The organism is Nocardioides sp. NPDC000445 (assembly GCF_040300245.1).
Taxonomy (GTDB): Bacteria; Actinomycetota; Actinomycetes; order Propionibacteriales; family Nocardioidaceae; genus Nocardioides.
The window spans coordinates 115,437-129,755 of sequence record NZ_JBEPDH010000018.1 but is presented as its reverse complement, the minus strand read 5'-3'; the positions used below and the strand labels follow the sequence as shown (position 1 = coordinate 129,755).

13 protein-coding genes are annotated in these 14,319 nt (G+C 70.3%); 2 read left to right on the top strand and 11 right to left on the bottom strand.

Features of this window, described 5'->3' with window-relative positions; genetic code table 11:
- Positions 1-36 precede the first annotated feature (36 nt).
- The 8 genes from grpE to ABT304_RS22715 form a co-directional block, all read right to left on the bottom strand.
- Complete coding sequence (grpE, locus tag ABT304_RS22750; RefSeq protein WP_350718698.1) at positions 37-747, bottom strand: nucleotide exchange factor GrpE; 711 nt, start codon at positions 745-747, stop codon at positions 37-39.
- The gene (gene dnaK, locus ABT304_RS22745) at positions 744-2,603 is read right to left on the bottom strand and encodes a molecular chaperone DnaK (protein ID WP_350718696.1); all 1,860 of its coding nucleotides are present in this window, start codon (positions 2,601-2,603) and stop codon (positions 744-746) included. Before dnaK ends, grpE begins: the two co-directional genes overlap by 4 nt.
- A 248-nt stretch (positions 2,604-2,851) precedes the next feature.
- Positions 2,852-3,703: an aldo/keto reductase gene (locus ABT304_RS22740; protein WP_350718694.1), complete on the bottom strand. Its 852-nt coding sequence runs from the start codon at positions 3,701-3,703 to the stop codon at positions 2,852-2,854.
- Between the two features lie 50 nt (positions 3,704-3,753).
- Positions 3,754-4,344, bottom strand: a complete 591-nt coding sequence (locus ABT304_RS22735) for a hypothetical protein (protein WP_350718692.1) — start codon at positions 4,342-4,344, stop codon at positions 3,754-3,756.
- Positions 4,345-4,412: 68 nt separating this feature from the next.
- Positions 4,413-7,349 carry a helix-turn-helix transcriptional regulator gene (locus ABT304_RS22730; protein ID WP_350718690.1) on the bottom strand — a complete coding sequence of 979 codons (2,937 nt, stop codon included), beginning with the start codon at positions 7,347-7,349 and terminating at the stop codon, positions 4,413-4,415.
- Positions 7,350-7,408: 59 nt separating this feature from the next.
- Positions 7,409-7,549, bottom strand: a complete 141-nt coding sequence (locus tag ABT304_RS22725) for a hypothetical protein (RefSeq protein WP_160026607.1) — start codon at positions 7,547-7,549, stop codon at positions 7,409-7,411.
- 90 nt (positions 7,550-7,639) lie between these two features.
- Complete coding sequence (locus ABT304_RS22720) at positions 7,640-10,549, bottom strand: helix-turn-helix transcriptional regulator (RefSeq protein ID WP_350718688.1); 2,910 nt, start codon at positions 10,547-10,549, stop codon at positions 7,640-7,642.
- Positions 10,550-10,691: 142 nt separating this feature from the next.
- Complete coding sequence (locus ABT304_RS22715; RefSeq protein ID WP_350718687.1) at positions 10,692-10,814, bottom strand: hypothetical protein; 123 nt, start codon at positions 10,812-10,814, stop codon at positions 10,692-10,694.
- A 155-nt stretch (positions 10,815-10,969) separates the two neighbouring features.
- On the opposite strand from ABT304_RS22715, the gene ABT304_RS22710 reads away from it, so the two are divergent.
- Complete coding sequence (locus ABT304_RS22710; protein ID WP_350718685.1) at positions 10,970-11,566, top strand: nitroreductase family protein; 597 nt, start codon at positions 10,970-10,972, stop codon at positions 11,564-11,566.
- A gap of 18 nt (positions 11,567-11,584) precedes the next feature.
- On the opposite strand, the gene ABT304_RS22705 is transcribed toward ABT304_RS22710, so the two are convergent.
- Positions 11,585-12,478, bottom strand: a complete 894-nt coding sequence (locus ABT304_RS22705; RefSeq protein ID WP_350718683.1) for an SDR family NAD(P)-dependent oxidoreductase — start codon at positions 12,476-12,478, stop codon at positions 11,585-11,587.
- 135 nt (positions 12,479-12,613) lie between these two features.
- Between ABT304_RS22705 and ABT304_RS22700 the strand changes: the two genes are divergently transcribed.
- Positions 12,614-13,042 (top strand): peptidoglycan-binding domain-containing protein, encoded by a 429-nt coding sequence (locus tag ABT304_RS22700; protein WP_350718682.1) that lies wholly within the window; start codon positions 12,614-12,616, stop codon positions 13,040-13,042.
- 19 nt (positions 13,043-13,061) lie between these two features.
- Here ABT304_RS22700 and ABT304_RS22695 read toward each other — a convergent pair whose 3' ends face one another.
- The gene (locus tag ABT304_RS22695) at positions 13,062-13,589 is read right to left on the bottom strand and encodes a dihydrofolate reductase family protein (RefSeq protein ID WP_350718680.1); all 528 of its coding nucleotides are present in this window, start codon (positions 13,587-13,589) and stop codon (positions 13,062-13,064) included.
- Complete coding sequence (locus ABT304_RS22690; RefSeq protein ID WP_350718678.1) at positions 13,586-14,254, bottom strand: dihydrofolate reductase family protein; 669 nt, start codon at positions 14,252-14,254, stop codon at positions 13,586-13,588. Before ABT304_RS22690 ends, ABT304_RS22695 begins: the two co-directional genes overlap by 4 nt.
- Positions 14,255-14,319 lie beyond the last annotated feature (65 nt).

The window sequence follows — 14,319 nt, the reverse complement described above, 5'->3', positions numbered from 1 at the left end:
TCGACAGCCTCGGCCACCCATCGTTGTCACTCCGGGTCACTCCGGGTCGACGACCAGGACCTGCGCGGCCCTGACCACCCGGTCGCCGATCATGTAACCGGCCTTGGCGACCAGCTTGACCGAGGTCTCCTCGACCTCCGGGTCGGTGCCCATGTGGCTGAGCGCCTCGTGACGGTTGGGATCGAAGACATCGCCCGGCTCGCCGAACTTCTTCAGACCCAGGTTGGTCACGATCTTCTCGAGCTGGTCGGCGACGGCCTTGAAGCCGCCGTCGACCTCGCCGTGCTCGCGGGCACGGTCGATGGTGTCGAGCACCTCCACGATCGGAGTGAGCACCTTGTAGGTCGCGTTCTGCGAGACCAGCTCGCGGTCACGGTCGACCCGCCTCTTGTAGTTGACGTACTCGGCCTGGAGACGCTGCAGGTCCGTGGTCAGCTCGGCGACCCGCTTGTCGACCTCGTCGGCGGCATCGCCCATGAAGTCCACCTCGCTGTCGTCAACGATCACGTCGTCCTCGTCGTCTGCCTCGTCCGCCGTGTCCTCCGCCGCTTCGGCGGAGCCATCCTCGTCGGATCCAGTCTCGGCGGCGTCGTCCGACTCCGAGGCGTCGCCCTCAGGAGCGTCCACCTCGGAATCGTCGGTCGACTCCTCGCCAGCCTCTGTCTCGGGCTCGGTCTCGGGCGGCGGGGCCTCGGTGGTCGTCTCCTCGACGGCCTCCTCCGCCCCGCCGGGGCGGCGCTTCGTCACTTCTTGTCGCCCTCTTCACCCTCGACGGGCTCGTCGACGATCTCGGCGTCGACGACGTCGTCGTCGGCCTCACCGGTCGCACCGGTGGCACCGCCGGCAGCGGACTGCTCGGCCTCGGCCGCGGCGTACATGGCCGCACCCATCTTCTGCGAGGACTCACCGAGCTTGGTGATCGCGGTCTGGATGGCGTCCTTGTCGGCCTCGGTGTCCTCGAGGACCTTCTTCAGGGCGTCCAGGTCGGCCTGCACCTCGGTCTTCACGTCGTCCGGGACCTTGTCGCCGGAGTCGGTGATGAACTTCTCGGTGGTGTAGACGAGGCTGTCACCCTGGTTGCGGATCTCGATGGACTCGCGACGCTTGGCGTCCTCCTCGGCGTACTGCTCCGCCTCCTTGACCATGCGGTCGATGTCGTCCTTCGACAGCGCGGAGCCGCCGGAGATCGTCATGGACTGCTCGCGGCCCGAGGCCTGGTCCTTGGCGGAGACGTGCACGATGCCGTTGGCGTCGATGTCGAAGGCGACCTCGATCTTCGGCACGCCACGCGGCGCCGGCGGAAGGCCGGTGAGCTCGAAGTTGCCCAGCGGCTGGTTCTCCGACCACATCGGGCGCTCGCCCTGGGCGACCTTGATCTCGACGCTCGGCTGGTTGTCGTCAGCCGTGGTGAAGATCTCGGAGCGCTTGGTCGGGATGGTGGTGTTGCGCTCGATCAGGGTGGTGAAGACACCGCCCTTGGTCTCGATACCGAGGCTCAGCGGGGTGACGTCAAGGAGCAGTACGTCCTTGACCTCGCCCTTCAGCACGCCGGCCTGCAGCGCGGCGCCGACGGCGACGACCTCGTCCGGGTTGACGCCCTTGTTGGGCTCCTTGCCACCGAGCAGGCTCTTGACCAGGTCGGTCACGGCCGGCATCCGGGTCGAGCCGCCGACCAGGACGACGTGGTCGATGTCCTTGAGGGCGACGCCGGCGTCCTTGAGGACGGACTCGAACGGCTTCTTGGTGCGGTCGAGCAGGTCCGCGGTGATCTTCTGGAACTCCGCCCGGGTCAGGGTCTCCTCGAAGTGGAGGGGGCCGGACTCACCGTGGGTGATGTAGGGCAGGTGGATGCTCGTGTTCTGCGAGGAGGAGAGCTCGATCTTCGCCTTCTCGGCGGCCTCCTGGAGGCGCTGGGCGGCGATCTTGTCGGCGGCCAGGTCGACACCGTTGGCGGCCTTGAACTTCCCGACCATCCACTTGACGATCGCGTTGTCCCAGTCGTCACCACCGAGGTGGTTGTCACCGGAGGTCGCCTTGACCTCGACGACACCCTCACCGATCTCGAGCAGGGACACGTCGAACGTGCCGCCACCGAGGTCGAAGACGAGGATGGTCTGGTCGTCGCCCTTGTCGAGGCCGTAGGCCAGCGCGGCCGCGGTCGGCTCGTTGACGATGCGAGAGACGTTGAGGCCCGCGATCTCACCGGCCTCCTTGGTGGCCTGGCGCTGGGCGTCGGAGAAGTAGGCCGGGACGGTGATGACCGCGTCGGTCACCGTCTCGCCGAGGTAGGCCTCGGCGTCGCGCTTGAGCTTCTGCAGGACGAACGCGCTGATCTGCTGCGGCGTGAAGTCCTTGTCGTCGATGGACACCTTCCAGTCGGTGCCCATGTGACGCTTGACCGACTTGATCGTGCGGTCCACGTTGGTGACGGCCTGGCGCTTGGCGACCTCACCGACCAGCACCTCACCGGACTTGCTGAACGCGACCACGGAAGGCGTCGTACGGGCGCCTTCGGCATTCGCGATGACGGTGGCCTCGCCACCCTCCAGAACCGAGACGACCGAGTTGGTGGTCCCGAGGTCGATACCGACGGCACGTGCCATCTTTGCTACCTCCGCTTGTTGAAGCTGTGTGTATGTGGACTGTGTTCCCTGGGGAGACCCCGGAAGACTTGGGTTGTTCTGCACCCGCCCAGCGACTGCTGCCGCCGAGTGTTGCAAACAAGTTGAGTCGGATCAACTCAACTTCGTTCACTCTCCACAACGAAGACCCTACGCCCCCTATTCCAACGCCGGCCAAAACCAGGCCGAGTCGGCCCGTCAGGACGGGCCGACTCGGCGAGAGGCGGGGATCAGTAGGACGGGATCCAGTCGAAGGTGTCGGGGTTGGGGCCGGAGCGGCCGGACTCGCCCTTGTCGAGGGCCGCGAGGGCGGTGACCTGGTCGGCGCTCAGCTCGAAGTCGAAGATCGCGAGGTTCTCCTCGAGCCGCTCGCGGCGTACGGACTTGGGGAAGACGATGTCGCCACGATCGATCTGCCAGCGGAGCAGCACCTGGGCGGGCGACTTGCCGTGGGCGGAGGCGATCTCGGCGACCACCGGGTCGGTGAGCTCACCGCCGCCCTGTCCGAGCGGGGACCACGACTCGACCTTCGCGCCGTGCGCCAGGGTGGCGGCGCGAGCGGCCTCGTTGGCGAAGTAGGGGTGGACCTCGATCTGGTTGACCGCGGGCGCGACGCCGGTCTCGGCGACGATCTTGTCGAGGTGGTCGGGCTGGAAGTTGGAGACGCCGACGGAGGTGGTCAGGCCCTCCTCACGGAGGCCGACGAGGGCCTCCCACGTCTTCGCGTACGTCCCGTCGTGCTGCGTCGGCAGCGGCCAGTGGATCAGGAACAGGTCGACGCGGTCCAGGCCGAGCAGCTCCAGAGACCTCTCCAGCGAGGCCTTCGCCTTGGCGGGCTCGTGCTGGGAGTTGTTGAGCTTGGTGGTGACGTAGACGTCGTCGCGGGCGAGTCCGGCGCTCTTCAGCGCGGCGCCGACTCCGGCCTCGTTCTGGTACATCTGCGCGGTGTCGATGTGGCGGTAGCCGACCTCGAGAGCCTGGCTCACCACCTGCTCGGTCTCGTCCTGCGGAACCTGCCAGACGCCGAGACCGTACTGCGGGATCGAAGTGCCGTCATTGAGCTTGATCGTGGGAACCGTCATGTCTCCATACAACCAAGCGAGCGATGGCCTATTCCATCCTCGGCTCCGTCTCAGCCGATCGTCACGGTCACCACGTTGGAGTAGATACCGGTGTCGATGTCCTTCATCCGGAACTTGTGCTTCCCGATCCGGCCGGACTGGATCGGCGTGGAGAACTGCTCGCCGGTGACCGGTACGTCCGGGATCCCGAACTCCTCCCAGCCCTGGCCGTCGTTGCGCTCCAGGCGGAGGATGGCTCCCTCGCCGCGCGGGTAGATGCCGCTGAGGTCGATCCGCTCCATCGGCTCCGCCTGGACGGTTCCGGCCTGGAGGGTGATCTCCTTCTGCGCAGGCTTCTTCTCAACGGTCTCGGACGGCGACGGGCTCGTGGAGGCCGCCTGCTTGTCCGGAGCGCTCGTGGGCGAGGCGTTGAGCGTGATCGCCGGCCCGCTCGCGGTCTTGGTCGGCTTGGGCGACGGAACGTAGAGCGAGGCACCAGCGTCCGGGTCGGTGGCCTGGTCGTCGGCGCCACCGCCGCTACCGAGGCCCAGGATGTTGGCGCCGACAAACATCCCGATCCCGATGATCAGTCCCACCCCGACCGCGGCCGCGACGAGCGCCGTGACTCCGGCTGCGATCGGGTGCTGCCCGCCCTGCTTCACATCTGCTCCTCGACCCGCCGTGGTGATGGTGACAATTCAGCCACAGGTTCCTACCGAGCACCACAACTTCAGCTGATCAGCTGCTGACGACGAGCGATGGCGGCTGCCTCCGTGCGACTCCCGGCGCCCAGCTTCCCGAGGATGTTCGAGACGTGCACGGAAACCGTCTTCGTGGAGATGAACAGCTGCTTGCCGATCTCGCCGTTGCTGCGACCCGCGGCCACCAGCGTCAGGATCTCGCTCTCCCGCGGCGTCAGCGACGTCGACGTCGCCTGCTGCTGCTTGACCGCCGTCGCGCCGAGCGATCTCAGCTCGTCGAGCAACGGCTGCAGGCCGAGCCGCTTCGCGGTCGTCCGGGCCTTGTCGGCGGTCACCCGCGAGCCGGCCACATCGCCCATGGCCCGCTGAATGGTGGCGTACGTCGTCCGGACGGCGGCCAGACCTGGGACGTCGCCATAGGCCTCGACCTGCTGCTCGGCGCGCTCCCACGCCGCCAGCAACGTCTCCTGGGGCGGGGCGTCGATGCCGGCCAGCCAGTGGACGCGGAGCACCTCCGCCTCCAGCCGGGCGGTCCAGGATCGGCCCTCCGGACCCCACTCTCCGGGCTCGTACTGCGCGACCACCTGCTCGCCGTCGCTGTGCAGCCCGTCGACGGCCTCCACCAACGCAGGCCAGCGCGCCGCCGGCAGCGAGGGCAGCATCTGCGCGATGCCGGAGGCGGCCACGACCGCCAGCCGCACGCGGCCGCCGAACCACTCGGTCCAGAACTGGGAGAGGGTCTCGACCGTCTCCGCGTAGACCCTGAGCACTCCCTCGGGGTCGCCGGCGCGGGCGAGCGCGGTCATCTCGACGACCGAGCCGTAGAGGGCGACCAGGCCCTCCTGGGTCCAGAACGGTCGCAGCGCGTTGGCCGCGTCACCGACCGATGCCCCCTGCGCCTGCTCCATCATCATCCGGAGCATGTCGAGGAGCGCGACCGGGATCGGCGGCGCGTCCGGCAGGTTGCCGCCGGTCAGCTCGAGCGCCTCGTCCCACTCCCCCAGGACCATCTGGATCCGGACGATGTCGGCACGGGCCGCGGCGGCGTAGGGCGACCACTGCAGCGACTCGCCGCCGACGTCGTCGATCACCGCCCGGAACCACCCCAGCGCCTCCGCGTAGTCACCGGCCTCGTCGTAGGAGCGGCCGAGCGTGAACAGCCCCCGGCTGACCGCGTACGTCGATCCGACCTGTCGCGCCTGCTCGATCGTCTCGCGCAGCACCTGCCGGAAGCCCTCGACCTTGTCACCGCCGCCGCGGCCGGTGCGGACCTTGAGCATCGACAGGCTGGTGGCCATGTCGGAGGCGAGCTTGGAGAGGCTGTGCCGCTCGGCGATCTCGATGCCCTCCAGCCCGACCGCCTCGGCCTCCTCGCTGCGGCGGAAGGTGACCAGCGTGCGGGTGCGCACGGCGAGAACCGCACACCGCGCCTTCGGCTCCGCGTTGGCCGGGAGCGCGACCATCGCGTCGTGGGAGTGGGTGAGCGGGTCGCCGTTCTCCATCGCGAGGGCCGCCTCGGCCCGGGTCGCCAGCAGCAGCGCCCGCCCCACCGACTGGCCGGCCGGGATGGCGTCGAGCCGCTCGGCCAGGATCGCGTCGGCCCGCGAGGGCAGTCCGGCGAGGATGAGGGTGTCGGCGGCGCGCTCGTAGACCCGGTCCAGGTTGACCGCGGCTGCCTGGGCGACCTTCGGGTCGGCGGCGAGGCCCAGCGCCTTCTCGTAGTGGTGGGCGGCCTCGCCGACGCCACTGACGCTGCGGGCCTCCTCGGCCGCGGCGATGCGAGCCCGTAGCGCGGTCGCGAGGTCGCCGGCGTGCTTGGCGTGCAGCGCGAGCTCCGCGGCCGCACCCAGGCCGGGCGTCTCCTTCAGCACCTCGGCGAACCGGGCGTGCAGACGCACCCGCTCACCGGGCAGCAGGTCGTCGTAGACCGCCTCGGCGAGCAGCGCGTGGCGGAACGTGTAGCGCGAACCGGTCGGCTCGAGCACCTTCTGCTCGACGGCGGTGCGCAGGGCGTCATCGAGCTCGTCGGTCTTCATCTCGGTCACGGCAGCGAGCAGCTCGTGGGTGACCCGGCGCCCGGCGATGCTCGCCGTGCGGACCACGCTCCGGGCCGAGCCGTCGAGCCGGTCCAGCCGCACCAGCAGCAGGTCGGCGAGGTCGACCGGGAGATCCTCGTCGCAGCCGGCCTGCACCAGCTCCTCGACGAAGAAGGCGTTGCCTTCGGCACGGCGTACGACTCGTTCGGCGTCGACCTTGCCGGGAGCCAGCTCGTGGACCAGCAGTCGCACCGAGTCGTCGGAGAGCGGCTCCAGGACGATCCGCTCGACGTCGGGCAGCCGGCCCCATTCGCCGACCTGGCGGCGCAGCGGGTGCCGGCGGTGGATGTCGTCGGCGCGGTAGGACGCGACCATCGCGACGGGGCCGACGTAGGGCCGGGTGAAGAGGTAGGTCAGCAGGTCGCGGGTGGACTGGTCGGCCCAGTGGGTGTCCTCGACCACGACCAGCAGCGGCGCCTTCTCGGCGGCCGCCTCGAAGAGGGTGTGGACGGCGTCGAAGAGCTGCCCGCGGTCGGTGCCGGTCGGGGCGGCTCCCTGGTTGGCGCCCATCACGCGGCGTACGGGCCTCAGCCTGGCCAGCGCCGGGTAGTCGGCCGCCACCCGCTCGACCACGTCGGGCAGGTCCGCGACGATCCGGTCGAGGATCTCCGAGAACGGCATGTACGCCACGGCGCTCTCGCCGAAGTCGACGCAGTGCCCCGCGTGCACCTGCCAGCCGTCGGACACGGCGCGGTCGCGCAGCGCGGTGAGCAGACGCGTCTTGCCGACGCCGGCGTCACCGGCGAGGAGGACGTGCTGGCGCCGGCCCGACGTCGAGCCCGACTCCTCGGCGGACGAGACGCCGAGCAGCCCGGTGAGGGTGCGCAACTCAGGGTCGCGACCTACGAATGACCGAGCACTTTGCGCCATGTCCCCTATCATCGCGCCTCCGGGCCCGGGTTTCTCCCGCATTACCGACCTCCGAGGACTCAGTTGTGTATCGAGTCCATCCGGCGGGGACGGCGGCGCTTCACCTGGCGGGCAAGACGGTCGGCCGCGGTCGCGCGGCGAATGGTCTGCTGGCGGTAGGCCAGCTCGGCGTCGTAGCTGATCTGGTTGGTGTAAGTCATGCATCCAGACTCAGCTCCTGAGGTAGGGCCACGCATGAGGCGCCTGCCTTAGGCGTACGTCAGGGGTGCCTCATTCGGCCGTGATCAGCATCACTCCACGAGCCCCCGGCGGCGTCCGATGGCCGCTGCCTCGGTGCGACCGGAGGCGCCGAGCTTGGCCAGGATGTTGGAGACGTGGACCGAGACGGTCTTGGTCGAGATGAACAGCTGCTTGCCGATCTCGCCGTTGCTGCGCCCGGCCGCGACCAAGGCGAGGATCTCCCTCTCCCGGGCGGTCAGCTCGCCGGAGGGACCTGCCGTCGACCGCTGTGGCGTGCTGCCGAGGGTGAGCAGGTGGTCGAGGAGCGGCCGCGCGCCGAGCCGCTTCGCCGCTTCCCTGGCCTGGTCTGCCAGCACCCGCGCGCCGGCGGTGTCGCCACCGGCCCGGAGGATCTCGGCGAGCCGGACCCGTGACCAGGCGAGCTCGTGGACGTGCGGAAAGGCCTCGAAGGCGGCCACGGTCGCCCGCCACGCCTCGACGAGCTCGGCCTGCTCGGGCACGGAGATGCCGGCCAGCCAGTGGGCACGGAGCCCTTCGGCCCGCAGCCGCGCCGACCACGCCTGCCCCTCCAGCCCCCAGGGCTGCTCCGTCTCGACGGGCCGCGTGCCCGCCTCCACGATGCGGTCCACCTGCGCCATCACCTGCGGGCGGGCACCGACGGGGACGGCAGGGAGGGCGGAGCCGATCGCACCGACGGCGATCGCCGAAAGCCGGGCATGGGCGCCGAACCACTTTCCCCAGCCGGTGGTGAGGGCCGCGACGCCGGCGTCGTAGGCCTCGATCGCCGCGTCGATGTCTCCGCGACCCGCGGCGGCCCGGATCTCCATCGGGGCCGACTCGCTGGCGGTGGCCACCTCCTGCTTCCACGACGGCCGCAGCCGCCGCGCCTCGGCACCGACGTCGGCGCCGCGGGCCTGCTCGATCATCAGCCGCTTGGACTCCAGCCACGGCCACAGCACCGGCGGGATGCCGTACGCGTCGGTCAGCGCGAGCGCCTCGTCCCAGCGGCCGGCGGTGTGGAGGTAGTCGAGCCAGGCGATCCGGGCGTCGAAGGCGTACGGCGCCCAGGGGACACCCCGCTCCACGCTGAGTTCGTAGGCGCTGCGGTAGCTCTCGCCGGCCTCGTCGCGACGGTCGGCCGCGTCGAGGGCGAAGGCGAGCTGGAGCCGGGCCCGGAACTCCGGGTGCAGGGCGCCGACCTTGGCGGCCCGCGCCACCGCTTCACGGAGCGGCTCGATCCACCGCTGGGGCGGACGTCCCCACGACCCGGCCAGCGTCGCCGTGACCTCTGCGGCGAGGCCGGTCCGGCCGAGCTCCTCGGCCAGCGCCAGCGCCTCTCGGCCGGCTCGTTCGGCGTCCTCGTGACGGCGGTAGATCATCAGCGACCGGGCGTACGCCGCGAGCAGCCGCGCCCGCACCAGCGGCGGGGCGTCCTCGGGCAGCTCGGCCATCGCCTGCTCCGCGAGCGCCCCCACCCGGACATCGTTGACGTAGGCGAAGCTGGTCTCGATCTCAACCGTCATCAGCTGCGCGCGCCACAGGCCGGGAGCGTCGGCCGGGAGTGATTCCCGCTGCTCACGAGCCAGTTTCCCGGCGCGGTCGGCGTGCCCGGCGGCCACCATCGCATCGCTGGCCTTGACCACCAGATCGACGAGGCGCTGGGTGTCGTGCTCGGAGTCGGCACGACCGGCGAGCTGGGCGATCGCCTGCTGATAGTGCTGCGAGGCCTCGTCGGGACCACCGGCGGCGGCCGCCTCGTCGCCGGCGGCGATCCCGGCCGCGAGCGCGGTCTCGTGGTCGCCGGCGAGACGGGCATGACGCGCGAGACCGGCCGCGCTGCCGGTCGTGAGGTCGCGGCTCAGCGCCTCGACGTACCGCTGATGGAGCCGGACCCGCTCGCCGGGCAGCAGGTCGTCATAGACGGCCTCCCCGAGCAGCGCGTGCCGAAAGACGTAGTAGCCGTCCTCGCGCGGCACCAGGATCGCCCGCTCGATCGCCTGCCTCAGCCCGGCCTCGAGGGTGGCGCGGTCGAGGCCGGCGACCGCCTCGAGGAGCTCGTCGCTGACGTCGCGGCCGGCCGCGCTGGCGGTGTCGACGACCTCGCGCGCGGTCGCGTCGAGCTGGTCCAGCCTGATCAGGAGCAGGTCGGCGAGGTCCCAGGGCAGTTCCTCGGCACCGGCGGCCTGCACCAGCTCCTCGACGAAGAAGGCGTTGCCGTCGGCGCGACGTACGACGCTCTCGACGTCGACCCCGTCGGCGAGATCGCCGGCGAGCTCACCGACCAGGACACGTACGTCATCGTCCGAGAGCCGGCCGAGGTGAAACCGCTCGACGGACGGCAGCCGGGTCCACTCGGCGAGCTGGCGGCGCAGCGGGTGACGGCGGTGGAGGTCGTCGGCGCGGTAGGAGGCGACGAGTGTCACCGGGCCGTCGAACGGCCGGGTGAACAGGAAGGTCAGCAGGTCACGGGTGGACTGGTCGGCCCAGTGGGTGTCCTCGACCACGACCAGCAGCGGCGCCTTCTCGGCCGCGCGCTCCAGGAGCGAGTGGATCGCGGCGAAGAGGTTGCCCCGGTCGAGCGCCTCCTGGACGGCGGTGTCAGCCCCGCCGAGCGCGCGGGCGACCGGCGCCATCCGCAGGAGCGCCGGATGTACGTCGGCGACCTGCGCGACCACGTCGGGCAGCGCGGAGGTGATGTTGTCGAGGATCTCGGTGAACGGCAGGTACGCCTCGGCGCTGTCGCCGAAGTCGAGGCAGTGGCCGACCAGCACCTGCCTGCCGTCGGCGGCGGCACGGCCGCGGAGCTCGCGCAGGATGCGGGTCTTCCCGACACCGGCGTCGCCCGCGAGGAGGACATGCCTTCGTCCGCCCGGCTGCACGGTGCCGTCCAGCCCCACCAGCCCTGCCAGTGTCTCCAGGTCGGCATCACGCCCGACCAGCCTCTCGGCACTCTGCGCCATGGGCGCAATCATCGCGCCTTCCGACAACTCGGTGTCGGCCCAGGGGTGGACACCACCCTGCCCCGGACATGAAGCAACGCCGAGCGGGATCCCTCCTGCTCGGCGTTGATTCAAGTCCTGCCTTCCGGCACGCGCCCCCATCTCAGCGGGTGCGGGTGCGTCGCGACTGACGGGCTTCGGTGGCCCGCTGGCGCTTGGCCAGGTCCTTCTGGATCTGCTGGCGGCGGTACTTGACCTCTGCTTCGTAACCTACGGTGGTGTACATCTCGATCTCCTGCTGAGTTGTGTTCTGCTGACATCGAGAAGACTCCTCCGCTGAGGTAGGCACCCGAATCGGTCGCGCGCCCTACTTACCGACCCGGGCGCCTTACTTTCCGACCTAGGACACGGGCTCCACGCCTTAGACGCGACACTGTGCCTATGGAGTTCTCCGAGGTCGTACGTCGCCGCAAGATGGTCCGCAACTACACCGGCGATCCGGTCGACCCGGCGGTGATCGACAAGATCCTGCACAACGCCACCCGGGCGCCGTCGGCCGGCTTCTCCCAGGGCTGGGCCTTTCTCGTTCTCGACACCCCCGAGGACGTACGCCGCTACTGGGAGGCGACAGCCGACGTGGACGACCCCGACAGCTGGCTGGCGGGGATGATGACGGCCCCGGTGATCGTGATCCCCTGCTCCTCCAAGGAGGCCTACCTCGACCGGTACGCACAGCCCGACAAGGGCTGGACCGACCGCGACGAGGCCCACTGGCCGATGCCGTTCTGGCACATGGACACCGCGATGGCGACCATGCTGATCCTGCAGACCGTGGTCGACGAGGGCCTCGGCGCCCTCTACTTCGGCATCCCGCCCGAGTCCGACGCCGCGGTCCGCAAGGCGTTCGACATCCCCGACGCGTTCGACCCGATCGGGGCCGTCACCATCGGCCACCCCGCGTCCGGCGGCGCCAAGGGCTCCCCCACCCGCCGCAAGCGCACCCCGCTCGAGGACGTCGTCCACCGCGGCCGTTGGTGACGGCCAGGCGTCAGTCAGTCAGTCCCGCACCTGAGCCGTCCCGCGTGCGGCAGCAGAGTCCGGCGTACGCAGGTGGGAGACGGCCATGGCGAGATCGGCCAGCCGTGGGGTGAGGATGTTGAGGACCTCGAAGACCGACCCGAAGGCGCCGTCGACCGTCACCGGCCGGTCCTCGAGCGCGCGAACGACACGCTCGGCGCACTCCTCGGGGCTCTCGCCGCGACCCTCGTACTCAGCGGTCGGGGCGATCATCGGCGTACGCACGATCGCGACGCGCATGTTGGTGCAGGTCACGTTCTCGAAGTAGGCCTCACGGCTCAGGATCCGGCCGAACACGTCGAGCGCCGACTTCGCGGCGATGTACGCGGCGAACTTCGGGGCCTTGATCTGGTTGCCCCAGGTGACGATGTTGACCAGGTGGCCGAACCGCTGGGCGCGCATCGCCGGCAGCAGGCCCATCGTGAGCCGGACCGCACCGAAGTAGTTCACGGCCATCATCCGCTCGAAGTCGTGGAAGCGGTCGTGAGTCAGCTCCAGCGACCGCCGGATCGACCGGCCGGCGTTGTTGACCAGGTAGTCGACCGCCCCGTGCTCGGCGAGCAGCTGCTCCACCAGCGCATCGATCGAGTCACCGTCGGCCATGTCGACGACGTACGTCGACGCCCGCCCACCGCTCTGCTCGATGCTCTTCCGCACCCGCTCGAGCTCCTCGGCCCGGCGCGCGGCGAGGAGCACGTGCGCGCCCCGTCGAGCCGCGGCGTACGACGTCGCCTCACCGATCCCGGAGCTGGCGCCGGTGATCAGCACGGTCCTCCCGGCGAGCGGGCCGGGACCACCGGTCACGGCCCGGATCGTGCGCGCCACCCGGGCGCGCGGCGTCTGCAGGAGCGGAAGCGAGAACAGGCTGACCACTCCCGCACCCTAGCGACCCCGACGGCGGTTCGTTTCCGCGAATTCGTTGGGTGCCTGCCCGGGCGGGAGGCGTTTAGCGTGACGCGTCGAGATGTCGGCCCGAAGCCGACACCACCGCACGGTCCAGGAGAGAACATGTCAACCACCAGCATCGTCCCGCGTACGTGGAAGCGGCGGATCGCCGGGATCGTCTCCGCGACCCTCATCGCGATCACCGGCGCGACCGTCACCAGCATGGCCGCCCCCGCACCGGCGCAGGCCGCGACCTGCACGTCTTACAACTACTCCTACGGCGGCAACGGCACGTGTGTCCGCTACATCCAGACGCTGCTCAACTGGCAGCCCGGCATCGATCTGGTGGTGGACGGCGCGTACGGCAACCTGACCCGGCAGGCCGTGATCTCGCGTCAGACCTCGTGGCGCTACTGGGACTCCTCGGTGGTGGTGGACGGCATCGTCGGCCCCCGGACCTGGGCCTACCTGTGCTCGCCGTACTACTACGGCACCGGCCCGGCGCAGTCCTACCCCTTCGCCGTCGCTCGAGCGGCCGGTTGCCAGGTCTGAGACCGCGGACCCCGGAGCGTCACGGACGCACCGGGGCGTAGCGGAGGTCGACCTCCAGATGCGGGTCGTCGCCGATCAGGTTGTGCAGCTTGATCGGCGCTCCGCCCGGGTTGTCGTAGAGGCGGATGCCGTCGCCCAGCAGGACCGGCGCGACGTGCAGGTCGATCCGGTCGATCAGGCCGCGCTCGAGGAGCTGGCGGCCGATGTCGGCGGAATGGACCTCGACGTTCTTCCCGTCGGCCGCCTCGACCGCGATCCGCAGCGCCTCGCCGACGTCGCAGCTGAGGAAGGTGACGTGCTCCTGCGGCCGGGCGTCCTCGGGATGGTGGGTGAGGATGAAGACCGGACCCTGCCAGTCCCCGTACGGCATCGCGTCGGGGTAGGCGTCGTGGCCCTTGCGGCCGCCCAGGACGGCACCGAGCTGCGAGGAGTACGCCTCCTCGACACCGGGCTTGCCGGTGACGTCGTTCAGCCACGCCATCCCCGGCTCGGTTCCGTCGACGAATCCGTCGAGCGACATCGAGAAGTGCCACAGGACCGTGCTCATCGGGCCACCTGCGTCCGGTCGAAGGTGATGTGGGTGACGCCGCTCGGCGTGGTGGTCGAGGCCACCTCGTAGCCGTCCTCCAGCGCCTCCAGCCCGTCCCACAGCCGTACGCCACGGCCCAGGATGATCGGGACGACGGCGACGTGCAGGTGGTCGACGAGACCGGCGGCCAGGAAGTCCCGGAGCGAGGAGGGGCCGCCGCCGATGCGTACGTCCTGGCCGGCGGCCGCTTCCTGCGCCTCGGCCAGCACCTCCTCGATGGGCGCGTCGCGGAAGTGGAAGACGGTGCCGCCCTTCATCTCGATCGACTCGCGGGGCTGGTGGGTCAGCACGTAGGTGGGTGTGTGGAACGGCGGCTCCTCGCCCCACCAGCCGGTCCAGTCGGCGTCGTCCTGCCATCCCGGAGGGCCGAACTTGCCGGCGCCCATGATCTCGGCCCCGATGCCCTCCCAGGCGCGGGCGGCGAAGGCGTCGTCGGGATCGGCGGCCGGGTCGACCTCCATCCGCTCCCGGTGGCCGGTCGCGTTCTGGAAGGTCCTGGTCGGGAAGAACCACTCCATCAGCCGCATGCCGGCGTGGCCGAACGGCGCCTCCAGGCTCTGGCCGTCGCCGGTGGCGAAGCCGTCCAGCGAGACGCCGATGGTGTGAGCGCGTACGAGTGACATGTCCGTCTCCCTCGAGTTCATAGTGGTTGCACTTTGCAATCACTGGCGTCGAGAGTAGACTTCCC